At 51.5% G+C, this 25,284-nt stretch carries 25 protein-coding genes, 2 pseudogenes and 1 riboswitch; of the genes and pseudogenes, 4 read left to right on the top strand and 23 right to left on the bottom strand.

Annotated elements, in window-relative coordinates; all coding sequences use genetic code 11:
• Window positions 1-11: 11 nt before the first annotated feature.
• The 5 genes from ACVX3G_RS09100 to ACVX3G_RS09080 all read right to left on the bottom strand — a co-directional run bounded on the left by ACVX3G_RS09100 (window position 12) and on the right by ACVX3G_RS09080 (window position 3,909).
• Window positions 12-1,205 (bottom strand): bifunctional 3,4-dihydroxy-2-butanone-4-phosphate synthase/GTP cyclohydrolase II, encoded by a 1,194-nt coding sequence (locus ACVX3G_RS09100; protein ID WP_014196246.1) that lies wholly within the window; start codon window positions 1,203-1,205, stop codon window positions 12-14.
• Between the two features lie 20 nt (window positions 1,206-1,225).
• Window positions 1,226-1,870 carry a riboflavin synthase gene (ribE, locus tag ACVX3G_RS09095; RefSeq protein WP_011231778.1) on the bottom strand — a complete coding sequence of 215 codons (645 nt, stop codon included), beginning with the start codon at window positions 1,868-1,870 and terminating at the stop codon, window positions 1,226-1,228.
• Complete coding sequence (gene ribD, locus ACVX3G_RS09090) at window positions 1,825-2,967, bottom strand: bifunctional diaminohydroxyphosphoribosylaminopyrimidine deaminase/5-amino-6-(5-phosphoribosylamino)uracil reductase RibD (RefSeq protein WP_014196247.1); 1,143 nt, start codon at window positions 2,965-2,967, stop codon at window positions 1,825-1,827. Before ribD ends, ribE begins: the two co-directional genes overlap by 46 nt.
• Window positions 2,968-3,173: 206 nt before the next feature.
• Window positions 3,174-3,306, bottom strand: a riboswitch (FMN riboswitch).
• Window positions 3,307-3,353: 47 nt separating this feature from the next.
• Entirely contained in the window at window positions 3,354-3,482 is a 129-nt protein-coding gene (locus ACVX3G_RS09085; RefSeq protein WP_014196248.1) for a hypothetical protein, read from the bottom strand.
• On the bottom strand, window positions 3,469-3,909 hold the full coding sequence (locus tag ACVX3G_RS09080; RefSeq protein ID WP_011231780.1) for a peptidylprolyl isomerase: 441 nt from the start codon (window positions 3,907-3,909) through the stop codon (window positions 3,469-3,471). The genes ACVX3G_RS09085 and ACVX3G_RS09080 overlap by 14 nt, the downstream gene beginning before the upstream one ends.
• 185 nt (window positions 3,910-4,094) lie before the next feature.
• On the opposite strand from ACVX3G_RS09080, the gene ACVX3G_RS09075 reads away from it, so the two are divergent.
• Complete coding sequence (locus ACVX3G_RS09075) at window positions 4,095-5,054, top strand: DUF1002 domain-containing protein (protein WP_021321993.1); 960 nt, start codon at window positions 4,095-4,097, stop codon at window positions 5,052-5,054.
• A gap of 47 nt (window positions 5,055-5,101) precedes the next feature.
• On the opposite strand, the gene ACVX3G_RS09070 is transcribed toward ACVX3G_RS09075, so the two are convergent.
• Window positions 5,102-6,220, bottom strand: coding sequence for an RNA-guided endonuclease InsQ/TnpB family protein (locus ACVX3G_RS09070; protein WP_042379312.1), 1,119 nt, complete (start codon window positions 6,218-6,220; stop codon window positions 5,102-5,104).
• A gap of 341 nt (window positions 6,221-6,561) precedes the next feature.
• Here ACVX3G_RS09070 and ACVX3G_RS09065 point away from each other — a divergent pair.
• From ACVX3G_RS09065 to ACVX3G_RS09055, 3 genes and pseudogenes are all read left to right on the top strand, one after another.
• Window positions 6,562-7,506: pseudogene (locus ACVX3G_RS09065) on the top strand (IS110 family RNA-guided transposase); the annotation flags it as partial.
• Window positions 7,507-7,624: 118 nt separating this feature from the next.
• Window positions 7,625-8,812, top strand: a complete 1,188-nt coding sequence (locus ACVX3G_RS09060) for an IS701 family transposase (RefSeq protein WP_033845081.1) — start codon at window positions 7,625-7,627, stop codon at window positions 8,810-8,812.
• A 60-nt stretch (window positions 8,813-8,872) separates the two neighbouring features.
• Window positions 8,873-9,085, top strand: a pseudogene (locus ACVX3G_RS09055) (IS110 family transposase); the annotation flags it as partial.
• Here the strand turns inward: ACVX3G_RS09055 and ACVX3G_RS09050 are convergent.
• From ACVX3G_RS09050 to ACVX3G_RS08970, 17 genes are all read right to left on the bottom strand, one after another.
• The gene (locus ACVX3G_RS09050) at window positions 9,080-10,210 is read right to left on the bottom strand and encodes an ISL3 family transposase (protein WP_014196254.1); all 1,131 of its coding nucleotides are present in this window, start codon (window positions 10,208-10,210) and stop codon (window positions 9,080-9,082) included. The pseudogene ACVX3G_RS09055 and the gene ACVX3G_RS09050 overlap by 6 nt on opposite strands.
• Before the next feature lie 162 nt (window positions 10,211-10,372).
• Window positions 10,373-12,511, bottom strand: a complete 2,139-nt coding sequence (locus ACVX3G_RS09045) for a heavy metal translocating P-type ATPase (RefSeq protein ID WP_014196255.1) — start codon at window positions 12,509-12,511, stop codon at window positions 10,373-10,375.
• Window positions 12,504-12,872, bottom strand: a complete 369-nt coding sequence (locus ACVX3G_RS09040) for an ArsR/SmtB family transcription factor (RefSeq protein WP_014196256.1) — start codon at window positions 12,870-12,872, stop codon at window positions 12,504-12,506. Before ACVX3G_RS09040 ends, ACVX3G_RS09045 begins: the two co-directional genes overlap by 8 nt.
• A 226-nt stretch (window positions 12,873-13,098) precedes the next feature.
• Entirely contained in the window at window positions 13,099-14,418 is a 1,320-nt protein-coding gene (gene lysA, locus ACVX3G_RS09035) for a diaminopimelate decarboxylase (RefSeq protein ID WP_014196257.1), read from the bottom strand.
• Window positions 14,419-14,731: 313 nt separating this feature from the next.
• Window positions 14,732-16,210 carry a spore germination protein gene (locus ACVX3G_RS09030; RefSeq protein ID WP_011231783.1) on the bottom strand — a complete coding sequence of 493 codons (1,479 nt, stop codon included), beginning with the start codon at window positions 16,208-16,210 and terminating at the stop codon, window positions 14,732-14,734.
• Entirely contained in the window at window positions 16,158-16,769 is a 612-nt protein-coding gene (gene spoVAEA / locus ACVX3G_RS09025) for a stage V sporulation protein SpoVABEA (protein WP_020278271.1), read from the bottom strand. Before spoVAEA ends, ACVX3G_RS09030 begins: the two co-directional genes overlap by 53 nt.
• A gap of 5 nt (window positions 16,770-16,774) precedes the next feature.
• Complete coding sequence (locus ACVX3G_RS09020) at window positions 16,775-17,125, bottom strand: SpoVA/SpoVAEb family sporulation membrane protein (protein ID WP_012820684.1); 351 nt, start codon at window positions 17,123-17,125, stop codon at window positions 16,775-16,777.
• 39 nt (window positions 17,126-17,164) lie between these two features.
• On the bottom strand, window positions 17,165-18,193 hold the full coding sequence (gene spoVAD, locus ACVX3G_RS09015) for a stage V sporulation protein AD (RefSeq protein ID WP_011231786.1): 1,029 nt from the start codon (window positions 18,191-18,193) through the stop codon (window positions 17,165-17,167).
• An 18-nt stretch (window positions 18,194-18,211) separates the two neighbouring features.
• Window positions 18,212-18,640: a SpoVA/SpoVAEb family sporulation membrane protein gene (locus ACVX3G_RS09010; RefSeq protein ID WP_011231787.1), complete on the bottom strand. Its 429-nt coding sequence runs from the start codon at window positions 18,638-18,640 to the stop codon at window positions 18,212-18,214.
• Window positions 18,641-18,657: 17 nt separating this feature from the next.
• The gene (locus ACVX3G_RS09005) at window positions 18,658-19,089 is read right to left on the bottom strand and encodes a stage V sporulation protein AB (RefSeq protein ID WP_011231788.1); all 432 of its coding nucleotides are present in this window, start codon (window positions 19,087-19,089) and stop codon (window positions 18,658-18,660) included.
• A complete protein-coding gene (locus ACVX3G_RS09000) occupies window positions 19,076-19,699 on the bottom strand; it encodes a stage V sporulation protein AA (RefSeq protein WP_011231789.1) in 624 nt (207 codons plus the stop codon). Before ACVX3G_RS09000 ends, ACVX3G_RS09005 begins: the two co-directional genes overlap by 14 nt.
• A gap of 397 nt (window positions 19,700-20,096) precedes the next feature.
• Window positions 20,097-20,849 carry an RNA polymerase sporulation sigma factor SigF gene (gene sigF, locus ACVX3G_RS08995; RefSeq protein ID WP_014196263.1) on the bottom strand — a complete coding sequence of 251 codons (753 nt, stop codon included), beginning with the start codon at window positions 20,847-20,849 and terminating at the stop codon, window positions 20,097-20,099.
• Between the two features lie 13 nt (window positions 20,850-20,862).
• Complete coding sequence (spoIIAB, locus tag ACVX3G_RS08990) at window positions 20,863-21,303, bottom strand: anti-sigma F factor (RefSeq protein ID WP_011231791.1); 441 nt, start codon at window positions 21,301-21,303, stop codon at window positions 20,863-20,865.
• Window positions 21,304-21,654 (bottom strand): anti-sigma F factor antagonist, encoded by a 351-nt coding sequence (spoIIAA, locus tag ACVX3G_RS08985; RefSeq protein WP_014196264.1) that lies wholly within the window; start codon window positions 21,652-21,654, stop codon window positions 21,304-21,306.
• Between the two features lie 125 nt (window positions 21,655-21,779).
• Window positions 21,780-22,955, bottom strand: a complete 1,176-nt coding sequence (locus tag ACVX3G_RS08980) for a D-alanyl-D-alanine carboxypeptidase family protein (protein ID WP_011231793.1) — start codon at window positions 22,953-22,955, stop codon at window positions 21,780-21,782.
• Between the two features lie 167 nt (window positions 22,956-23,122).
• Entirely contained in the window at window positions 23,123-24,424 is a 1,302-nt protein-coding gene (locus tag ACVX3G_RS08975; RefSeq protein ID WP_014196266.1) for a pyrimidine-nucleoside phosphorylase, read from the bottom strand.
• Window positions 24,425-24,429: 5 nt separating this feature from the next.
• Window positions 24,430-25,266, bottom strand: a complete 837-nt coding sequence (locus ACVX3G_RS08970) for a purine-nucleoside phosphorylase (protein WP_025039284.1) — start codon at window positions 25,264-25,266, stop codon at window positions 24,430-24,432.
• Window positions 25,267-25,284 lie beyond the last annotated feature (18 nt).

Raw genomic sequence — 25,284 nt, 5'->3', positions numbered from 1 at the left:
TCCTCCCATCATTAAAAATGAAGCATATGTCCTAATTTTTCATGTTTCGTGCGCAAATATTTTTCATTTTCCTTTTTCGCTGGCATCTGAATGGGCACCCGTTCAACGACTTCGAGTCCATGCCCTTTTAAGCCGGCGATTTTGCGCGGGTTGTTCGTGAGCAGGCGCATTTTCGTCACGCCAAGATCTTTCAAAATTTGCGCCCCGATGCCATAATCGCGCAAATCGGCGGGGAAGCCGAGCTTTTCGTTCGCCTCGACGGTGTCATAACCTTGCTCCTGCAGCTTGTAAGCGCGCAACTTGTTCATAAGGCCGATGCCGCGCCCTTCTTGGCGCATGTAAAGCAACACCCCGCGCCCTTCCGCCTCGATTTGCCTGAGCGCCGCATGCAGCTGCGGACCGCAGTCGCACCGGTACGAGCCAAACACATCGCCAGTTAAGCATTCGGAATGGACGCGCACCAAGATCGGCTCATCCGGGATGATCTCTCCTTTGACAAGCGCCACATGCTCTTTTCCGTCGAGCACGTTTGTGTAGCCGATGGCGCGAAATTCGCCGAATTCGGTCGGCAGCCAAACGTCCACCTCCCGTTTCACGAGCTTTTCCCGCTGGCTCCGATAGGCGATCAAATCTTTGATCGTGATCATTTTCAATCCGAACTGGTCGGCGATTTGCCGCAAATCAGGAACGCGAGCCATCGTCCCGTCCTCTTTAATGATTTCGCAAATGACGCCGGCCGGCTTCGCGCCGCACAAACGGGCCAAATCAACCGCCGCTTCTGTATGGCCGGCGCGCCGCAAGACGCCTCCCTTTTTCGCAATCAACGGAAAAACGTGGCCAGGACGTTTAAAATCGCTCGCTTTCACATTCGGATCAAGCAGCGCCTGAATCGTCGCCGCCCGCTCGTAGGCGCTGATTCCCGTCGTTGTCGTTTTGTAGTCGACACTCACCGTAAACGCTGTGCCATGCGCGTCCGTGTTATGAGTGACCATCGGCTCAAGCTCGAGCCGCTCCGCCAATTCCTCCGTAATCGGCACGCAGACGAGCCCGCGGCCATGAGTGATCATAAAGTTAATGACATCCGGAGTAGCTTTTTCGGCCAGCACGACAAAATCGCCTTCATTTTCGCGGTCTTCGTCATCGCAAACGATGATCACTTCTCCGTTTTTCAGCGCCGAAAGCGCTGCTTCAATCGTGTCAAACATCAAGCTTGCCCCCTTTTCCACTATTTATAGCCGTGCTGCTCCAAAAATTCGACCGTCAATTTGGAGGTCGGCGTCGCTTTCGCGGTGAGGAAAGCGGCGACGTACTTGCCGATCATGTCGCACTCGATATTGACGAGATCGCCCGGCCGCTTTTCGCCTAAAATCGTCGCCTCACGCGTATGCGGAATGAGTGAAACGATGAACGTGCGCTCGCTCAGACCGAAAATCGTCAAGCTCGTCCCATCGACTGCGACCGATCCTTTCTCAATCATATAGGCGCGCAGCGAGGCCGGCACTTCGATTTCATAGTAGACGGCGTTCGCTTTCGGCCACTGCCGGATGATGCGCCCGACGCCGTCCACATGCCCGGTGACGAAATGGCCGCCAAACCGTCCTCCAGCCGCCATTGCCCGCTCCAAATTCACCTTCGCCCCCGGCTTTAATGTCTTTAGCGCCGTCGCTTTCACCGTCTCCGGCATGACATCGACCGTAAACTGCCGTTCGGTGAACGATGTGACGGTCAAGCAGACGCCGTTGACGGCGATGCTGTCGCCAAGCCGCACATCTTCGAGCACCCGCTTGGCGCCAATCGTCATCACGATGGCGTCGCCGGTTTGCTTCATTTGTTCGATCGTGCCGATCTCTTCAATAATGCCAGTGAACACAACGATTCCTCCTTCCGTTTCGGCGCGGCGACGATTTTGATGTCCGGGCCGATCGTCTCGATGCGGCGGATGTCAAGCTCCACCGCTTCAGCAAGCCGGGCGAAGCCAAGGCCGCCGACCGGCGTCGGCGCCCCGCGGCCGCCGATCAGCTTCGGAGCGATATAGGCGATGACCTCATTGACTGCTCCCGCGCGGAGGAAGCTGTCATGAACGCGCGAGCCGCCTTCGACAAACAGCGACATGACTCCCTGCTCCCCAAGCAGACGGAGCACATCGCGGACATCGATCTGGGCCGTCGGCATTGAAAATACACGCACCCCAAGGCGCTCATACGCCGCTGCTTGTTCCCGACTGACGCCGCCGGTGATGATCCACGTTTCTGCTTCCTTGTCAGCGACGACATGGGCGTCAAGCGGTGTACGCAATTTTGTATCTAAAATGATGCGCAGCGGGTTTTTCCGCTTTTCCCCAAAGCGGACGGTAAGCTTCGGGTTGTCGGTCAAAACGGTGTTGACGCCGACCAAAATGGCGTCATGCTGCGCACGAAGGCGATGGGCATCCTCACGCGCCGCGCTTGATGTAATCCATTTGCTTTCCCCCGTCGCCGTCGCGATTTTGCCATCGAGGCTGCATGCGAACTTCAACGTGACAAACGGCGTTTTTGCGGCGATATAGTGGAAAAACATCCGATTTAATTCGTCCGCTTCGTCTTTTAATACGCCAACATCAACGTCAATGCCCGCTTGGCGCAGCTTGGCAATCCCTTTTCCCGCGACAAGCGGATTCGGGTCGGTCGTGGCAACGACGACGCGACGGACGCCCGCCTGGATGAGCAAATCGGCACATGGCGGCGTTTTTCCATAATGGCTGCACGGCTCAAGCGTCACGTACACCGTCGCACCGCGCGCCTTCTCGCCAGCCATGCGGATCGCATAGACTTCAGCGTGCGGCTCACCCGCTTTCAAATGGGCGCCAAGCCCAACGACCGTCCCACCGTTGACAACGACCGCGCCAACTGCAGGATTGGGAGACGTTTGCCCGACCCCAGCTTTGGCCACATCGAGAGCGAGCCGCATATAATGTTCATCGTTATGCACCGCACTCCCTCCTTCAATAAAAACGAAACCCCCGGGATGTCCCCGGGGGCTCATTGATGAGAGAATGACCAATGATGCGCAAACAAACACACGTTCGCTAAGCAGGCTATACCGGCCGGTCGGAAACAAAAGATACTACCATGCCTAGTCGGCCGACAGACGCTGCCCATGGGTCTGAACCGGCCGAAAACAGCCGTGCGCATATTGGCATCCTTCTCCCATCCAGACTATACTGTCGGCTCCGGAATCGCACCGGATCCTGCCTTTCGGCTCGCGGGCTGAGGGGCGGAAAGCCCCATCACCGCCGGTCGGGAATTTCACCCTGCCCCGAAGGATGCATCACTATATCGTTATGTTCATTATACCACACGAAACGCCCTGCATCATCATTCCGCAACCCAAATCCAATACGCCGCTCCCCACAACAGGCTGGCCGCAAGCAAAAAGAAAAACAAGCGCCAGTTGTTTCGAACAGTCCGATCATCCTCGCTCATGCGCTGTTTACGGTTCGTCAAATACTTTCACTTCCTTCATCACGTCGCCGTTTTTCATCGTCCTCACGACGTCCATGCCCGATGTCACTTGGCCAAAGACGGTGTGCACCCCATCCAAGTGCGGCTGCGGCTCGTGGACGATAAAGAACTGGCAGCTGCCGGTGTCGCGGCCGCGGTGCGCCATGGACATCGCGCCGGTGACATGTCGGTGTGGATTGTTGTCCGTCTCGCACGGGATCGTATAGCCGGCATCGCCCGTTCCGTTGCCGCGTGGACATCCTCCTTGGCTGACAAATCCAGGGATGACGCGGTGGAACGTCAACCCGTTATAAAAGCCTTCGTTTGCGAGCTTCTCAAAATTGGCCACCGTCACCGGCGCCTCGTTTGGGAACAGTTCAAACTCGATTTTCCCGCCGTTTTCCATTAGAATATATCCTTTTTTCGCCACAAGCATCCAGCTCCTTTTCGACATCGAAACTGCTTTTATCATACCATGATTGCCAAGTGAAACAAAAGAAAAAATGTCTTTTCAAATTCGCACGCCGCCTGACCGCGTCGCTTTTTTGCCGATAGCCAAGCAGGCGAGCGTGCGGTATAATGATAATGCATTTTCGTAAACAGGAGGCGAGCTATGTGAAACGAACGATCGCTTCATCGCTGCTTTGGGCGGTGCTCTTGGCATCTCCGGGCATCGCAGCGGCCGATGCCGCGCCGGGCGATGTCATTGTGACGCTCGGGGAAAACTTAACGAATGAACAAAAGCAAAAAGTGCTCGACGAAATGAAGGCACCGGACGGGGCGCAAACGATCACCGTCTCAAACGTTGAGGAGCATAAATATTTGGACGGACTCATTCCGAAAGCGCAAATCGGCACGCGCGCCATCTCGTCGTCGATGATCACGATAAAAGAGCCCGGCTCGGGGCTTCATGTCGAAACGCACAACATCACATGGGTGACGAAAGAGATGTATACAAACGCCTTGATCACCGCAGGGGTGAAAGATGCCGATATTTACATCACCGCCCCGTTTCCGGTTTCCGGCACCGCAGCGCTGACGGGGCTGATGAAGGCGTATGAAATTTCCTCGGACCAAGCCATCCCTGATGATGTCAAAAAAGTGGCGAACGAGGAAATGGTGCAGACGGCGAAGCTCGCCGATTCGATCGGCGCGGACAAAGCGGTCGCCCTGCTGGCGAAAATCAAACAAGAAATCGCCAACAACCCACCGCAGACGGACGCTGATTTGCGCGCCCTTATTGAAAAAATCGCCAACGACCTTGGCATTACGCTGAGCGAGAATGAAATCAACAACCTGATTTCCCTTTTCCATAAAATGCAAAACGCCCATATTAATTGGGATCAAGTGAACGATCAGCTGAGCAAGGCGAAAGAACAGCTATCGGCGTTTTTGCAGTCAGAAGAAGGGAAAACGTTCATTCAAAACCTTATCGACATCTTCAAAGAAATTTGGAACGCGATCAAATCAGCATTTTCCTCAAATCAACAGTCAACTACCCCCACTTCGCTAACGCTTGAAGTGGGGGCTTGCAACTCCCCAGAAGTGCGAGCGGACTTCGTCCTCCTTCCTTGACTTGGGGTTGCATTAGGGGCAGGTTGACAACTACCCAACGACGCAGGTCATGCCTGTGTCGTTCCTTCAACGATGTACTCTATTCCTTTTCGTTGAAGGTTCATAGCACCAATGCGGTCATCGTTTGAGGTGTATCCGCATGTTCGGCAACAAAAGGTGTGTGTACGCTTGTTTCGATTGGCTTTTTCCGTATGACCACACTTTGGACATGTCAAAGAGGTGTAATGCGGAGCAACCACCATCACTTTTGACCCATGCAAACGTGCCTTATACTCTAACATTTGACGGAACTGATAGAACGCCCACGATACGGTTTCATATCGGTCATGGATACGTACACGTTCTGTTTTTTCACGAATGCCTGTTAAATCTTCTAATACAAAAAGGGTACGTTCTCCATATTGACGAACGAGTGCCTTCGTGACAGCATGGTTCACATCCGTCATCCAACGGTTTTCTCGTTGTCCGATTGTTTTCAACTTCCGACGCGCAGAAGCCGTCCCTTTTTGCTGGAGGGTTTTTCGCATTCGTTTGTACTTGGCACGCATATGCTTGATTTTTCGCCCGTTAAAAAAGGTGGTTTTCCCTTGCGAATCATAAGCTGCTGCAAGAAAGTTAACACCCACATCGACACCGACCACCTGGCGGATGTTGTGTTCATCCACGGTTGGAATCGTTTTGGTCATGGGAATGTGCAAAAAGAATTTGTTATGCTTGTAGACGAGTTTGGCTGTGCCAAACGTCCATGAGCCATCAAAATATTGTTCCATGCCTTTTGGTTCGAATGGTACTTTGATTCGTCCTTCTAGCGTATTGACAGAAAATACGCCTTGAACAAGCGAATAATCTCGATTCCAAACGAGATCATATTCAAGTTTTTTAAAGCGAACCAATGTCCATTCGTGACCATTGCTTTTTAGGGAACGGTATCTAGCGATCACCGTTTTAATCACAGATTGCGCCATTTGCGAACGCAAAGCGTAGTTTGATCGAAGTAGACGATAGGTCATGTCGTGTAACTTGGCTTGTACAAGCACTTTTGTGTCAAAAATCACAACAGATACAGCGTTGCACGCTTGTCGATAAGCGGAAAGGGTGGCTTTCAATACTTCTGCTTGTTCCGCTGTTGGGTAAATTTTGATTTTGGCTGTTAACGTCATGTCCATTTGTCTCACCTCTCTTTCACTAAATATATTATATAATATATTATATCATATATTATATCATATTTTTTAGTGATACAAAAAACATCCATGAGTAAATTTTACTCCCCACCCAGGCATGAAAATCCATCTCTCCTTCCATAATGGAGGATGAACGCAAACAGTTTGGAAAGACGTGCTTTTTAATGGTGGTTCGACCCTGTACAAAAAACTGTTTGAGTCCATTTGGTGTTCCACCCATTGTAAGCCCTTTTCATTTGGAAAAGGTGACTACGAACAGAAAAATGCCTAACGAACAAGTGGACTCACTGTTTGCGAATTCATCAATGGAAGGAGTCCGGATCATGGATGTGCTTTATCATCGTTGCGCAGGTTTAGATGTTCATGCCAAAACGATTGTCGTTTGTGCGCTTTGGGGAGAAGAAGACCACATTCAAAAGGAGATCGAAACGTTTTCGACGTTTACCAAAGACTTGTTTCGCCTCCTGAAATGGCTCGAGGATCGAGAAATCACTCATCTAGCGATGGAGAGTACGGGGGTTTACTGGAAACCGGTCTTTAACATTTTAGAGGACTACTTTGACATTACCTTGGCCAACGCTCAGCGAATCAAGAATGTCCCAGGGAGAAAAACGGATGTATCCGATGCGGAATGGATCGCTAAATTATTGCGTTATGGACTGATTGAAAAGAGTTTTGTGCCACCCGCGCCAATTCGAGAATTGCGGGACTTGACCCGTTTACGCAAAAAGTGGGTGGGTCAATTGATTGCGGAAAAAAACCGAATTCATAAAGTATTGGAGTGTTCCAATATCAAGCTGGGTACGGTGATTTCCGACATCTTCGGAGTATCGGGCCGAAAACTCTTGACCCGTTTAATGGAACAGGGGTACATCGAAGAAGCCGATATCGACGCTTGCCTTCACGGAAGAATGAAAGGGAAAAAGCAACAAATTCAGGAATCGCTCTTTGGGACATTAACCGAACATGAGTTGTTCATGATTCGCCAATCGTGGAAGCACATCGAGTATTTGGAAAGCTTGATTCAGGAGATGGACCAACGTATCGACCATCTCTTACAACCGTATCAACAGGAAGTGGATCTTCTGATGACGATTCCTGGAGTGAAAAAGGAAACCGCCGCCGTCATCATCGCCGAAATCGGAGTGGATATGGGACAGTTCCCGACACCGCAGCGCCTCGCTTCTTGGGCTGGGGTGGCCCCGGGAAATCACGAAAGCGCTGGAAAACGCAAAAGTACACGAACGGTAAAGGGTAATCCTCATCTGTAGATGAGCAAATTCACTAACATAAATTGACAACCAAACAAAAAAGGAGACATGAACCGGACTCCTTGGGTAAAATAGATGTGCTCAAAACCCATTCACACAAGGAGGTTCATGTCTCATGAATAGATTAGCACATCACCAAGGAATCCACAAGTTTTTCTTCACTTTGGGGTTAACGCTGCAGCTTTCCAAACCGGTCATCAAGCATCTCATTCATATCGTCGATGCCTTGACCACCAAGGGATTCTCGGGAACATTGACCGATATTCATCACTGGAGCTTTCATCCGAATCATCGAACGACGCTCAGTCACTTTTTCACGAAAAGCCCTTGGGATGAGGAAAGGCTGCTTGGGAAGCTTCAAGAGTGGATCCTCCGCCGAATCGAGCCCCTGGTCGAGCGAAAGAATCAGCCTCTTTTTGTCTCGATTGATGATACGATTTGCCAAAAAACGAAGCCTTCGTCACGGGCTGCACACGCCATTCAAGGGTGTGATTGGCACTACTCGCACAAAGATCATCAATCGGTTTGGGGGCATTCGCTCGTTTGGCTGATGGTGCACACCTTCACGCAAGCGTTTCCGTTCGCGTTTCGTCTGTATGACAAGGCGGCGGGAAGGAGCAAAATCGACTTGGCGATCGAGATGCTTTCCTCGCTCAAGGTGAAGCGGGCTCAGCCGGTGTATGTGCTCATGGATTCGTGGTATCCGTCCCAAACGCTCATCGAAGCCTGTCTGAAAAAGGGATTCCATGTCATCGCCATGCTCAAGACGAACCGGATTCTTTATCCGAATGGCGTCGCCGTCCAAGCCAAGCAGTTTGCTCGCTATATCGAGCCCCAAGACACCCACCTCGTCACGGTGGGTCAGGAGCGTTATTGCGTGTATCGCTATGAGGGGGCCATCCATGGCCTCGATGATGCGGTGGTGCTGCTGGCTTGGAAGGCGGATCAGCCGCTGACGCCGGAACATCTCCATGTCGTCTTGAGCACCGATCGGGAGCTCGGGGACGAAGACATCTTGCGTTACTATGCTCAGCGTTGGACGATCGAGTGCTTTTTCCGGCAGGCAAAAGACCAATTGAAGCTGGATGGATACCGGGTCCGCCACATTCGGGCGGTGAAACGGTATTGGGCGGTGGTGCTCTTGGCCTGCGTGTACAGCATCGCCGAATCCCGACAAACCCTTTCCGCCGGGCTGGAGCTTCTTCGGTCGCGGAAAGACCACAGTGTCGTCGAGTTCATTTATAACGCCGCGAAGCAAGATATTCCCATTGATGTGATCAAAAAACAGCTCCGTATCGCGTAAGGGGGACCCTGTTTGTCTCTCTAACCATGGAAATTATTGTAATGAAAAATGCTCATCTACAGTCCTCATATTAAATCCGCGTTATGCGAGGCGGCATGGGCGTTATCCCGATGCAGGAATCAACCGTTGGCGGCGAAATTTTGGTCATTGGCGGCTCGCCGGGGAAAGAAAAAAGCACTCGTTGCGATCGCGCACCGAATGCTTGTCACCATTTACTGCATGCTTTCCCGAAAAGAGGTTCATCACCAAAAGATGTACTTGCACCTGTCATGAAAGTATGTTAGCTGTTTCCAGCCGAACCCGCAGTGCAAAACGCTGGATATTTCGGTATCCGTATCCCCGACGTTTCATCAGCTTGATCTTGTTATTCGTTCCCTCCATCTTCCCATTCGAATAATGGGATAAAATGCACGATATCATTTCGTCTGTTCGTTTGACGAGTGATTTTGCGATGGCACGAACAACGGAACAAGGACAAAACAAATACCGATGAATCCAAGCCTTCAAGCGTCGTTTCGCCTGTTGCTCATCTTTGCTTTTGAACACATAGCGAACATGTTGGAGCGATTGGTAAACAGACTTTAAGTAATCGCTTTCATTACACCATTCTCGTATGATTTGACGTTCTTCCTCCGTCAATTTCTCTGGGCATTGGCTCAATAAACGGCAAACGTAACGAACATTTCCGTGTTTCTTGCCTCCTTTGCCCAAATATTTGCGACAACGTTCTAAAGCATCGGTAAACAGCTGAATGACATGGAAATAGTCGACGACATGTGTCGCCTCTGGGCAAACCCGTTGAATCGCTTTTTTCATCGCTGGAGCCAAGTCACTCACGACATACTGAACGGAACGAGATACATGAGCCAATGCACGCCCAATGGCTTCCTCGTTCTTTCCTGCTTCCATGGCATACACTTCTCCCGTTTCGGCATCCATGATCGCCACTCCATAGTCGTGCCCTTTTCGAAAAGCAAACTCATCGACACAAACCGCCTTTGGTTGGACGTCATTCGATAGGAAGGAAGGGGCATGGGTATAAAACCATCGTTCAACGGTCGTGTAAGGAAGCTTGAGCATACGAGCCACCGCCTGAATGGATGTTCCGATGCAAGATTGCGCGACCCATCGCTGAAAAGCATCCGTCGCCACACTTCGAGGAGAGATGGCTGGATACGACGTGCTGAACGTCACGCCACACGTGCTACAACGTCTGCGCTCGACAGGAAGTTCGATCCAAAAAATTCCGATTCGCTGAGCATAGCCATGCATCCATTGCTTCTTTTTGTCTGTCATTTTGATCGTGCGCTTCAAGCAGACAGGACATAACGGGCATTGTTCGGGTAGAGAAAGTTCGAAAATCCAACGTTCCCCTTCTTTTCGCACCTTTTGAATCAAAACATCTGGTCAATCGATGAGTTCTTTGATAAACTGAGAGTACATGCGAATTTCCCTCCATGGTTTGGTTTGGTCACCTTTACCATACAGGAAAATTCGCATTTTTTGTACCCTCTATGCACACCTACCTTAAATGATCAAGTACAACTTGTGGTGAAGAGCCTATTCTTTGACTTTTAGCAATCGCATGCTGTTTAATGTTACGATTAATGTTGCTCCCATATCGGCAAATACCGCTAACCATAGCGTTAACCAACCAGGCACAATTAACAGTAATGACAATGCCTTAATCCCTAAAGAGAAAGTAATGTTTTGCTTAATAATCGCTAAAGCTTTGCGGCTCAATTTAATCGTATATGGCAATTTGCTTAAATCATCAGACATTAAGGCAATATCGGCTGTTTCTAGGGCTGTATCGGTTCCAGCACCACCCATTGCCACACCAACGGTTGAAGCTGCAAGAGCTGGTGCATCGTTCACACCATCTCCAACCATCGCCACGCTTTGATGCTTGTCACGAAGCTCTTTGATGAAATTCAGTTTATCTTCTGGAAGTAAATCGGCTTTAATATCGGAAACGCCGACTTGTTTTCCGATGGCTTCGGCTGTTCTTTGGTTATCCCCTGTCAACATTACCGTTTTTTCAATACCGACTTGATGAAGTTTTCGAATAACCTCTTTGGATGATTCTCTTATTTCGTCTGCCACGGCAATTAACGCCAGAATTTCTTTTTCCGTCCCTAATACCATGACCGTTTTCCCTTGTGTTTGAAGGGTTGTAATTTGTTCTTTTATTTCTGATTGGATGCCATTTGGAAGAAGTTCCTCAAAAAGACCTGGACTTCCGACATAATACATTTCGTTGTTTACTTTGGCTTTGACCCCTTTACCTGTAATGGATTGGAATTCTTCAACCGATACATCATTAAAATTCAATCCATCTTCTTCTGCTTTTCTTATAATGGCGGAAGCAAGTGGATGTTGTGAGCCTTTTTCAATGGCTGCTGTAATGGTCATTAGTTCATTTTCATCGCCATTATAAGTGACCACATCGGTGACGGAAGGAACACCTTTTGTTAATGTTCCTGTTTTATCAAAAGCGATGACTTTTAGAGATCCTGCTTCCTCTAAATAAATACCACCTTTAATTAACACACCGTTTTTCGCTGCATTTCCAATGGCAGTTACAATCGAAACAGGCGTGGAAATAACCAACGCACACGGACAACCAACCACTAATACAGCTAGACCTCGATAAATCCATTCGCTCCAATCAGCACCCATAAATAATGGAGGAATAACGGCTAGTAAAAGAGCAAAAATGATAATGGCTGGTGTATAGTATTTGGCAAAACGATCTACAAACGCTTGAGAAGGTGCTCGTTCTGCTTGAGCTTCTTCCACTAAATGGATGATTTTCGAAAGAGTTGTATCTTCCACTCGTTTTGTCACTTTTACTTCCAATAACCCTTCTTCATTCAATGTTCCTGCAAAGACTTCATCACCGACTGTTTTGGTTACTGGAACACTTTCTCCCGTAATGGCAGCCTGATTTAGCGTAGATGTACCCTTGATGACGATTCCATCCATCGCTAATTTCTGACCAGGCTTTACGATCATAATATCTCCGACTTGAATATCGTCAACAGGGACCATCATTTCTTCATTTCCGCGACGAATTAATGCTTCTTTTGGAGCAATATCCATCAACGATTCAATGGATTGACGAGCTTTATCCATGGAATAACGCTCTAAGGCTTCGCTAATGGCGAATAGAATAACAACCGTTGCACCTTCTCCCCATTCACCAATCGCTGCAGCTCCTAAAATCGCCACTGTCATCAGCGTATTCATATCAAAATTCAATCGAACTAGGTTTTTGAAACCTTTTATAAATAACGAATATCCACCGATTAAAATTGCTGCAGCATATCCAATTGTCGCAAAGATATGCTCTTCTCCGTATTGCTTCCCTAAAAACCAACTGATCACAAGCAAAACGGCGGAAATATACACTTTAATGTTCTCTTTTTGCTTCCAAAAAGGTTCACGCTTGACTGATTTTTCTTTATCTTCCCGAACCTTTAAGTTTTCAAAAGCTCCTGCTTTTTCTAATTCTTCGATGGTTGTTGTACCCCAAACGGTAATTTTAGATGCTCCAAAGTTTACTTTAGCATCTTGAACACCTGGCAATGATTTTACATTATTTTCAAACTTTGCCGCACAGTTTGCACAAGTAAATCCTTGAACACGGTAGGTTTTCGCTTCTGATTTAGATAATTTTGCTTGTTGTTCAGACACGGACTTTCACCTCTTTCTCATGTACTAACGCAATCATGATTAACTGCTTAATATGGTCATCATCCAGCGAATAAAATGCTAGCTTTCCTTCTTTTCGATACTTTACAATCCCTTGTTTATAAAGGGTGCGTAAATGATGGGAAGTTGTTGCAACAGAAGCCCCGATGATATTAGCAATATCACATACACATAACTCTTCATCTTGGCAAAGTGAATAGACAATTTTTGCCCTATTTTCATCTGCCAGTGCTTTAAACAACAGGACAACACTGGATATATCTTCTTTTTGCAATTCCCCTTGTATTCGATTGACTTTTTCTTCGTCATAACAATAAATTTCACATGTATCTTTCTTACTCATTCATTATCCCCCTTTCATATTCAAATTTCCGTTCGAATATATTATACCCCATTTCTTTTATTATTCAAATATTTATTTGAATTAAAAACAAAAAACATCCATGAGTAAGCTTTTACTCGCCACCCAAGCATGAAAATAACCGCTCATGGATTCATTATTTTCACAGAAAAAAAAGCAGCGGGCGCCTTTTCTTTGTGAAGGCCGTTCTCTTTCCAACCGGCGGCCTTCACTTTTTCACTTTCGTTTTCAAAGGCAAATCATATTGGATCAAATCTTCATATGTCTCCCGTTTCACAACGAGCTGGGCGTCGCCGTTTTCAACGAACACAACGGCTGGGCGCGGCAGACGGTTGTAATTGTTCGCCATGGAATAGCCGTAAGCGCCGGTGCAAAAAACGGCCAAATAATCGCCCGGCTTCGCTTCCGGCAGGGCGATGTCCCAAATGAGCATGTCGCCTGACTCGCAACACTTCCCGGCGATCGATACGACTTCCGTCGGCTCGCCGAACACCCGGTTGGCGAGCGCGGCTTCGTATTTCGCTCCGTAAAGCGCCGGGCGGATGTTGTCGCTCATGCCGCCGTCAACGGCAATATAGGTGCGGACGTTGGGCACCTCTTTGCGCGAACCGATCGTATAAATCGTCGTTCCCGCATCACCCACGAGCGACCGCCCCGGCTCGATCCAAATTTCCGGCAACGGCAAGCGGCAAGCTTCGGCCTGCCTTTTCACCTCTTCCACGATGCAGTCGACGTACGCTGTCACCGGAATCGGGTCGTCTTCCTCCGTATAGCGGATGCCAAAGCCGCCGCCAAGATTGACAACCGCTGGGACAAATCCGTGCTCCTTGTTCCACTCCGCCAGCTTGGCAAACACTTTTTGCGCCGCGAGCACAAACCCAGCTGTTTCAAAAATTTGCGAGCCGATATGGCAATGAACGCCGAGCAGCTGAAACGCGGCCGATGCCATAACACGGCGAAACGCCTCGTCCGCCTGACCGTTGTTTAAGTCAAAGCCGAACTTTGAATCTTCTTGCCCGGTTAAAATGTAATCGTGCGTATGCGCCTCGACCCCCGGCGTCACGCGGAGCAAAACCGGCACCGTCCGACCGGATGACGCCGCTAGCTCTTCGATCAGCTCGAGTTCGTAAAAGTTGTCGGCAACGATGCAGCCGATGCCGTGTTCAAGCGCCATCGCCAATTCGTCCCGGCTTTTGTTGTTGCCATGAAAATGGATGCGCTCAGGCGGAAAACCGGCCGCAAGCGCCGTATACAGCTCACCGCCTGAGACGACGTCAAGCGACAATCCCTCCTCAGCGGCCAGCTGCACGATGGCGACGGCGGAAAACGCCTTGCTCGCATACGCGACTTGCGCCCGCACGCCGTGACGCTGGAACGCTTCTTTAAACGCGCGCGCCCGAGCGCGGATCAACGCAACGTCATAAATATAAAGCGGCGTGCCATACGTTTTGGCCAACTCGACCACATCGACGCCGCCGATTTCCAAATGCCCTTGTTCATTCACGCGGCTTGTCCCGTGAAGAAACATCGCAAACCCCTCATTCCTCTATCGAAATCGCATGGCAAAAGCAAAAAAGACAGTTTGCAAAATCGGCAACTGCCTTTACAAAATGGAAAACCGCAGAGCGCCATCGGCTCTGCCTTGAAACGGAAGGCCGCACACCCCGCGCTGGGCCATGCCCATTCCGTCCGTGCAAACGTGCGAAGCACTGAGGCAAGCACCATCAGTGCAAGCAATTAAATATAACTTATCATAATTATAAAAAAGTTGCAATAGCGCTAAAACGAAAAAAGCGGCCGCCAATAGGTGGAGACGGCCGCTTCCAAATGGATCGTTCGCGTCATGACGGCTGTTTTTGCCGGTCTTGCGGGTGAACGATGCTCGGGCGCACTCTCGCTCCGGCAACCGAACGGCGGACGACAATTTGCATAAATGCCGCTGGATCGAACGGGATGAACGGCCATAAGTACGGCGTATTAAGCGAGCGGATGCTGGCGAGCCAAAGCAAATAAACGGTCGTGCCAATGACGAGCCCGGGCACTTTAAACAAGGCGACAAGAATGACCAATGCCAATCGAGAAATCTTATTCGCCACGCTCAACTCATAGCTTGGCGTCGCAAATGAACCGATCGCCGCCACCGAAATGTACAAGATCACTTCCGGCACAAACAGCCCGACATCGATGGCGATTTGTCCGATCAAGACGGCGGCAATCAAACCCATCGCGGTTGATAGCGGCGTCGGGGTATGAATGGCTGCCATCCGCAAAAACTCAATCCCAAAATCAGCGAGCAAAATTTGCACAATGATCGGGATGTTCGTTTGTTTGTTCGGCCCAATAAACGCCCACGATTCGGGCAGCAACGACGGTTCAAGGACGAACAGCACCCACAGCGGCAGCAAAAACAACGACGTCAAAATGCCTAAAAACCGCACCCAGCGCACAAACGTCCCGACCCCTGGCGACTGCCGGTATTCCTCGGCATGCTGGACGTGGTGGAAAAATGTTGTCGGCGTGATGATGACGCTTGGCGATGTATCAACCATAATGAGCACGTGCCCTTCAAGCAGGTGCGTCGCTGCTACATCCGGCCTCTCGGTATAACGGACGAGCGGGTACGGGTTGTATCCTTGCTTGACTAAAAACTCTTCGACTGTTTTGTCGCCCATCGTCAGTCCATCGACGTTGATTTGCTGCAACTCTTTCTTGACGAGTTCAACAAGCCCCGGGTCAGCGACGTCTTTAATATAGGCGATGCATACGTCCGTTTTTGACCGCTCGCCGACTTGCAAAATTTCAAAGCGCAGCCGCTCGTCGCGGATGCGGCGGCGGGTGAGCGCCGTGTTGACAATGATGTTCTCGACGTAGCCGTCGCGGGCGCCGCGCACAACTTTTTCCGTATCCGGCTCTTGCGGCTGCCGACCCGGATAGCTGCGGACGTCGACAGCAAATCCGGTCGATTCGCCTTCAATCAAGACGATGATCAAGCCCGACAGCAGCTTGTCAACCGCTTCGTCGAGGCTCGTCACCGGACTGACTTGCTGATGAACGAGTCGATTTTCGATGATCTGCCACGCTTGGGACGCCTGGCGTTCATCATCGTTGACGCGCACAATTTGTTTTAACAATTCGATAATGTATTGCGTGTCGCATAAACCGTTGCAGTAGTAAATATGTACTTCCCGGTTTAGGACATAGATTTTCCGCACGCCTAAATCAAAGCTTGTCCCGACGCCGATCCGCTGTTGCAAAAACTTCGCGTTGTCAACGAGCCGCTTCGCGATCGGCGCTTTCGGTTTCTTTTCTTTTTCCGGCATGGCCACCACTCCTTTCGAGAATCAACTCGACCGCCTTGCGCGTAATCGGCGCTCCGTATTTCGCATGGTCTCGATATCCCATTTTGCCGATGTCGCCGATGCCGACGATGAGCGGGATGTTCAGCCGGTCAAGGCAGTAGACGGTATCGCCATTGATCCGCCCGATCTCGAGGTCCCGGACGCCTTCTTTATCGACCCCATATTCGGTCATCACGCCGTCACGGTCGATGCTCACATGCACTTTTGTCCATTCATGCTGGTGCGTATTGGAGGCAACCGCCAGCGCCCCGAGCACTTGGATTTGCTCATGCGTCGCCACATAGCGAAGCGCCTGCTCTCCGGCCCCCTCCCCGAGGGCGCCGCAATCGTCAAACATGACAAACACTGGATCGTGCGGCGTTTGCAAAATGAGTTCGACCAACTGTTCACCGCTCAGTTTCGTCGGATTGCCTTGCGAGCGAGAAATGCAACGGCCGCCGATCTCGGCGGCAACCCGCTCAATCGCCCGGCAGGCGAACTCGTCCCCATCCGTTACTAAAATGACTCGTCGTTTTTCCATCATCTCTACCCTTTCGGTTTGCAAGTGAGCGCCGCGGCAAAAGAGCCAGCCACTATAAAAGCGAACAAGGCGCCGGCAAATCGGAACACCGCTGCTCCGGTTTCGACAAATCCCTCCGGCCGCGGTTCTGCCATGGCCCCTTTCGCCAACCAATACCCAAATCCGCATAGCGGCATCGTCGCCCCGGCGCCAGCCCAAGCGACGAATGGATCATAGACGCCGCCAAAGCCAAGGAGTACGCCAAAGACGACAAGCGAACCGGCGACGCCAGCCGGCGTCCATTTGCCGCGGTCGATGATGAGCTGAACGATGGCGCACAGCAGCCCGCCGGCGAGAAAGGCACGGACGTATTCCATATCACATTCCCTCCTGATCGTTCCCAAATAAAAGACGTCCTACGGCGGCAAATCCGGCTCCTGTCCAGCCGCTTCGATGACGACGCCGTGAGCGATCGCTGGGATCGACTGTTTTTGCTGCACCATCGTTTGACTCAAGAGCGCCCCGGTAGCGACGACAAACAGGCGTCGAAACGTTCCGCGGGCGAGCTCTTGAAGCAAATACCCGTACGTGACGACCGCCGAGCAGGCGCAGCCGCTGCCGCCGGCGAACACCTTTTGATCTGGCCGGTAAATCATCAGCCCGCAATCGTTGTAAACGTCGGTCACATCGTAGCCTGATTCAGCAAGCAACTCGCGGACGATGACGCTGCCGACGCGCGACAAGTCGCCGGTGACAATCAAATCGTAATCGCCCGGCGAGACGCCTAAGTCACGGAAATGCTGCTCGATCGTATCGGCCGCCGCCGGGGCCATCGCCGCCCCCATGTCGAGTGGGTTTTTCAGCCCGGCGTCAACGACTTTGCCGATCGTCGCCGCCCGGACGCGCCAACGTCCCGGCGCGCGGCCAACGAGCGCGGCGCCGGCGCCCGTGACGGTGAACGTCGCCGTTTTCGGCTTTTGCACCCCCAGTTCAGTCGGGTAGCGAAACTGCCGTTCGGCCGTCGCGTTATGACTGCTTGTCGCCGCAAGCGCCCGATCAGCCAATCCACCAGCGACAAACGCAGCGGCTGCCGCCAACGTTTGCATCGAGGTCGAACAGGCGCCGAACAAGCATAAAAACGGAATCGGCAGCTCGCGGGCGACATAGTTCGATGTCGCATTTTGGTTTAACAAATCACCGGCCAAAAATAGATCGACTTCTTCGGCAGAGACGCCCGCCTTTTGCAAGCAGCAGTCCACCGCCTCCCGCATCAGCCTCCGCTCGGCCAGCTCCCACGTCGCTTCGCCGCAATATAAGTCGCGATGACAAACATCAAAATAACTTCCGAGCGGCCCGTCGGCTTCAAGCGGCCCGACTGCGGCAGCGGCCGCTTGGATGTAAACACCATCGTCAAACACCCATGTCTGCTTTCCGACACGTTTCATGGCCAATCCCTCTTTTCGTCACGGCCAAACAAGGCCAAGCACATAGGCGGCAATCAGACCATAAATGACCGCTGCCCCACCGGCTTTCAACATCTGCCCGGCCACCCCGGCCGTCCATCCTTCGCTGCGATGTTCGATGGCAGCGCTCGCGATCGCATTGGCCAGCCCTGTAATGAGCATCGTCGCCCCCGCACCGGCAAATTGGCTGAAATCATCATATTTCCCGACGGCCGTCAGCACAATCGCCAATCCGGCCATCACCATAGACGCCCACAGATGAGCCTCGAGCGGCGAAGCGGCAAACGTGCCGCCATACCAATCAACGAGCCATTGCGCCAACGCACAAAGCGCCCCGCCGACAAGAAACGCTTTTACCGCATTGGCGGCGTATGGGGGAGAAGGCTGAAACGCCTTCACCTCGCGGACATAATCGGACTTTAATCCCACGTTTCCTTCCCCCTTTGTCAGCGAAAGTGATCGACAAAATAAAGCCAATGAAACAACGAACCGGCCACTTTGCCAAAGGCGATGGCCATAAGTAAAATGACGATTTTATCATCGACGCCGATCCGCTTCGCTAAAATCGGCCAAACGTTCAACACCTCTGTTAAAGCGGCAGCGAGCATTCCGATAAACACACCATGAAACAATCCGATCGGCGCTAGCCAATATTTGGATAAATGCCAAACAGAATGGCGCAAACTCATCCAACCGCCAACGATGGCGCCGGCTACAGCCCCCCATTCATAGGCGTGAATGCGTTTTGGCGTTTTCGTCAGCTGCGTCAGGCGCGGGATGACGCCAAGCACGACCAAAAAAGCGACAAATCCGGTTCCGACCGCCAACCCTCCGGCGAAGCCGACGAACACTACCAGCAAAATCTCAAGCGTCGTCAAGAGGCCTCAAGCTTTCTTTGTTTTCATGCAAAATGACGTACTGATCGATCGATTGCTGGTAGTTGAACATTTCGACTTCAAGAGGGCTGGGCTCCTCGTTGATTCGTTTGCGGAACCAATGGTTGAAAAATAAAATCATCCCGATGCCGAGCCCAAGCGAATATGGAATTTGCAAAAGCAGCGGTTTATCGACCGCCTGGCCGGTCACCATCTCGTACAGATGGCGATGCACCCGTTGCATGCTGACGTCCTCGTGAAAGTTCATGATCGCCATCGCCGAACCGACGAACAAAAGAAGCCAAACGAGAACGAAGGAAGCGGTCGAAACCTTCCGTTTTTCATAGACGACTTCAATGATCGTCTGCGATGGGCCGATCATCTGCACATCAAGCGAGGAATCCACATCAAACACAGCCCGGATCATTTGCATCATATCGATGATGACGATATTTTTATCGCTGGGCTGGATGCGATAGAGCGGAATCGTCTTCAACCGCCGAATGAGCCCGCCATCCGGCGCAGCGATTTGGGCCGCCTGCCCGAGCGTCACCACCGCCCCCGGCTTGACTTGCACGCGATGGCGCGGCTTGATAAATACGGTGTTGGCCATTTGCTTCACACCTTTGTCCCCATTTTGTTTTTCTTTAGTTTGGTTGGCAAAAACACCGATCATGCGGCCTGTCGGCGTTCACCATCGATTTCATAAAAATAGAAAAGAATGGGCAAAAAATGCCCATTCTTTTTTAGACTTTTGTTGCTTGCTATGGAAAAAGCGTTCCAAGATGCGCTTACAGACCAAAAGGCGGATGCGATTCATGGTTCACCGCCGATGAATTGACATCCGTCCATTTTGAACACACCTGTGCGGACAAAATGGACTATCCGTCCATTTTGTTGCTCACTCCGTGCGGACAAAATGGACTATCCGTCCATTTTGTTGCTCACTCCGTGCGGACAAAATGGACTATCCGTCCATTTTGTTGCTCACTCCGTGCGGACAAAATGGACTATCCGTCCATTTTGTCCTTTATGTGCTGCAATATTTTCTTTTCCAGCCGGGATACTTGCACTTGAGAGATGCCGAGCCTCGATGCCACTTCGGACTGGGTTTGGTCTTTGTAATAGCGCAAATAGACGATCAGCCTCTCACGCTCGTCGAGTTCTTCGATCGCTTTTTTTAAGGCGATTTTGTCAAACCATGACGCCTCGTCGGCGTCAGCGATTTGATCAAGCAACGTAATCGGATCGCCGTCGTTTTCGTACACCGTTTCGTGAATCGATGTCGGCGAGCGGACGGCCTCTTGGGCGAGAACGACTTCCTCAGGGGAAATGCCTAAATGGTCGGCGATTTCCGTAACCGTCGGCGCCCGCCCGCGCGTTTTCGACAGCTCATCTTTCGCCTTGCGGATTTTGTTGCCCATCTCTTTCAGCGAACGGCTCACTTTGACGGTGCCGTCGTCGCGAAGAAACCGCTGAATCTCCCCAATGATCATCGGCACGGCGTACGTCGAAAACTTGACGTCATACGACAGGTCAAACTTGTCGACCGACTTTAACAAGCCGATGCAGCCGATTTGAAACAAGTCGTCCGCTTCATAGCCGCGGTTTAAAAAACGTTGAACGACCGACCAGACGAGGCGCATGTTTTTTTCAATAATTTCATCACGCGCTTCTTGATCGCCTTCTTGGCTGCGGCGGATCAGCTCTTTCATCTCCTGATCTTTGATTGGCGACTGATCTTGCTTGACATCGACATCCATAGGCATGTCTCCCTCAGTTACATAACGCTTTGCTTTTCGCAATATGCTTTTTCAAATACACAGTCGTCCCTTTATTCACTTCCGATTCGACGATGACTTCGTCCATGAAGTTTTCCATAATGGTAAAGCCCATCCCTGACCGCTCGAGCTCGGGCTTTGTCGTAAACAACGGCTGGCGCGCTTCTTCGATGTCAGGAATGCCGACTCCTTCGTCTCTCACCGTCAAATGGACGACACCGTCTTCAATGATGACGGAAATGGAGACGATGCCGTTCGGATCGTTGTTGTAGCCGTGAATGATCGCGTTTGTCACCGCCTCAGAGACAACCGTTTTAATTTCCGTCAGTTCGTCCATCGTCGGGTCAAGCTGGGCGACGAACGCCGCCACGGTCACACGGGCGAACGATTCATTTTCGCTGCGGGCAGAAAATTGGAGGTGCATTTCGTTGCGCATTTACGCCACCCCCAATGCTTGCAAGGCGAATTGCTCATCCGCCTCAACGCGGATGATTTTAAACAGACCCGACATGTCAAACAGCCGTTTGACGGCCGGCGATACGGCGCATACAACCATCTGCCCGCCGACGTTTTTGATTTGTTTATAGCGTCCGAGAATGACGCCGAGGCCAGAGCTGTCCATGAACGTCAATTGTCCTAAATTGAGCACGATGTGGCGGACCGCTCGGTTTTCGAGCACATCCGTCACTTGTTCACGCAATTGTTCGGCTGTATGATGGTCAAGCTCCCCAGACAGGCGAACGATGAGCACGTCTTGCTTCACTTCCAAGTCGATCGCGAGACTCACAGCGTGTTCCCCCTTGTCCATTTCAGGATATGGAGACATTTCGCTGCTGTCCGCCCGAAATCCTGCCGTCCGACAAAACTAGTGGTCGTTCGCCAAAGAGAGCGAAAAGACCGCAAAACTTGACATTATCCCGCTTGCACGAAGCGGCCAAACACCCGCTTAAACAAGTCCCAAAAGCTCGCTTCTTCGACCGTTTGCTTGGCGACGATCGGGCTGTGCAAAATTTCTTTTCCATCCTGTTTTAAAATGAGGACGCCAAGCTCATCGCCTTTGCGAACGGGTGCTTTCACATTGTCTTTCACTTTGATCACTTTTTCGATCTGCTCGACCGACTGCCCTTTTTTCGTCAGCACCGACACCGGCTCCGACGTCACCGCTTCGACGGATGACCGTTTGCCTTTGCTTATGTTGACGCGGGCGACTGTTTCATTCCGTTTGTACACCGGGTGAGTTCGATATTGGGAAAACGCGTAATCGAGCATCTTCGTAATTTGCGCATTGCGCGATTTCGGCGTCGGTGCTCCAAACACAACAGCGATGACGCGCATGCCGTTCTTTTTCGCCGTGGCGGTCAAACAATATTTCGCTTCGGCTGTATATCCGGTTTTCAGGCCGTCAACGCCCGGATAAAATTTGACAAGCCGGTTCGTATTGACGAGCCAAAACTTTTTGTCCGTATTTTCGCGCAAATAGTCTTCGTACTTGCTCGTATATTTCGTAATATCTTCATATTTCAACAGTTCGCGCGCCATCATGGCCATATCATAAGCGCTGCTGTAGTGATGTTCCGCCGGCAGGCCGGTCGCATTGGCGAAATGAGTGTTTTTTAAGCCGAGCTGTTTCGCTTTTTCATTCATCATCTCGACAAATGCTTCTTCCGACCCGGCGATCTGCTCAGCCATAGCGACCGACGCGTCGTTGGCCGAACCGATGGCAATGCCGCGCAGCAGCTCATCGACGGTCATTTCCTCGCCCGGCTCGAGGAAAATTTGCGATCCACCCATTGACGCGGCGTATTCGCTCGCCCGCACTTTTTCATCGTAGGACAGCTTTCCTTCATCGATGGCTTCCATGACTAGCAGCATCGTCATAATTTTCGTCATGCTCGCCGGCGGCAATGGTTCATGGGCATTTTTTTCATACAATACTTTGCCGGTGTCGCGTTCAATCAAAATGGCTGATTTCGCCTCATCGGCCAGCTTCACTTTCGCTTCCTTCATCTCTTTCGCCTCGGCATGGGCAGAAAGAGGAAGAAAAAGAAGAAACGGCAATAAAAGAAGACGAGTGACTTTCGTTTTCATCTCCCAAACCTCCATTCTTTATACATGCCATTTTTTCCAGGCGAGATATTTTTATACAAAAAAACAGCTCATTTTCCAAAAAACAAAAAAAACGCCCGAAACACGCGTTTCAGGCGTCTTCTTCTTGAACAACCGCTTTTTTCCTTGCGGATCGCCAGCGTCCCTCTCTATACGATGGTCTCATAAATGAGCGGCGGCCGAGCAACCGGCTGCGGCGACAGACGAACAGCCGCCTCGATCTTTTCTTTCACGTCAAGCACATCTGGCCGGTTGCTGTGAATCGTGGCGAGCGCTTCCCCTTTCTGCACGCGATCGCCGATTTTTTTATGGAGCACAATGCCGACCGCCAAATCGATCACGTCTTCTTTTTTCGCCCGGCCGGCGCCGAGCCACATGGCGGCCGTGCCGATGTCATCGGCGGCCATCTCGGCGACATAGCCGTCGGCAGCCGCCGTGACGGTCGACGTATAGGCCGCCTTTGGCAATTTATCCAGATCGTCAACGACCGATGCATCTCCACCTTGAGCGGCCAAAAACGTTTTGAACGCCGCGATGGCGGCCCCGCTGCGAATCGCCTCTTCAAGCAAACGGCGCGCCTCATCAAGCGATGGCGCCTTCTCCGCCAAATAGACCATATGGCTGCCGAGCGTCAAACAAAGTTCGGTTAAATCGTGCGGCCCGTCTCCTTTTAACGTTTCGATGGCCTCTTTCACTTCCAAGGCGTTGCCGACGGCATAGCCGAGCGGCTGGCTCATGTCAGAAATGACCGCCATCGTCCGGCGGCCGACGCGCTTGCCAATGTCGACCATCGCTCGAGCGAGCCGGCGCGCCTCGTCAAGTTCCTTCATAAACGCTCCGGCGCCCGTTTTCACATCCAAGACGATGGCATCAGCCCCAGCGGCGATTTTTTTGCTCATGATCGACGAGGCGATGAGCGGAATGCTGTTGACGGTCGCCGTCACATCGCGAAGCGCATATAGCTTTTTGTCAGCCGGTGTCAAATCGCCCGTTTGGCCGATAATGGCGATTCCGTTTTCATTCACGAGTCGAATGAACTCGTCTTTGCTGATCTCGACATGAAACCCGGGCACGGACTCGAGTTTGTCGATCGTGCCGCCCGTATGGCCGAGGCCGCGCCCAGACATTTTCGCCACCGGCACGCCGACAGAAGCGACAAGCGGCCCTAAAACGAGCGTCGTCGTATCGCCGACCCCGCCGGTCGAATGTTTATCGACTTTCACGCCGCGAATACTCGACAAATCGAGCATTTCGCCGGAGTGCACCATCGCCATCGTCAGCGCGGCCGTTTCTTCCTCGGTCATGCCGCGGAAATAAATCGCCATCGCGAGCGCGCTCATTTGGTAATCGGGAATGTCCCCGTTTGTATACCCTTGGACGATCCACTCAATTTCTTCCTTCGTCAGCGCCTTTCCGTCGCGCTTTTTCGCAATCAAATCGACCATTCGCATCGCGATCACCTTTTTCGTTTTGATTTCGCCATTTCGGCGACAATCGCTTTCACAAACCGCAAAAAGTCCGTCTTCACCCGCTCGGCCGTTTCAACCACTTCGTCGTGGTGAAGCGGAGCATCCGACATCCCTGCAGCCATATTCGAAATGCACGAAATGCCGAGCACCTCAATGCCGCCGTGGCGGGCGACGATCACTTCCGGGACGGTCGACATGCCGACCGCATCGCCGCCGAGCGTACGAATCATGCGGATTTCCGCCGGCGTTTCGTACGACGGCCCCGTATTGGCGACATATACTCCTTCATGCACGCGAACGCCAAGTCTCGCCGCCGTTTCCTTGGCGAGCTCGCGCAGCCGCCGGCTGTACGCTTCCGTCATGTCCGGAAAGCGCGGACCAAGCTCCGGATCGTTCGGACCAATGAGCGGATTTGTGCCCAGCAAGTTGATATGGTCGGAAATGATCATGAAATCGCCGGGCTGGAACCGTTCGTTGATGCCGCCCGCAGCGTTTGTCACGATCAATTCGCGGACGCCAAGCGCCTTCATCACCCGGACGGGAAACGTCACTTCCTGAAGCGAATACCCTTCATAATAATGAAACCGCCCTTGCATGGTGACAACGGTCGCCCCCTCAAGCCGCCCATATACGAGCCGTCCAGCGTGTCCTTCAACGGTCGACACTGGAAATCCGGGAATATCTTCATACGGAATGCGAACCGCCTCTTCGATTTCATCAGCGAGCACGCCGAGCCCCGAGCCGAGAATGAGACCGATTTCAGGCGGAGTTGGCATCAATGGGCGCAAATGACCGGCGGTTTTTTCAATCGCTTGTCGATCCATTCTTTTCCCCCTCATCGT

It is taken from the genome of Geobacillus sp. PLS 41 (genome assembly GCF_056494105.1).
Note: the sequence above shows the minus strand (reverse complement) of the source record. Positions and strands in the feature narration are given on the sequence as shown.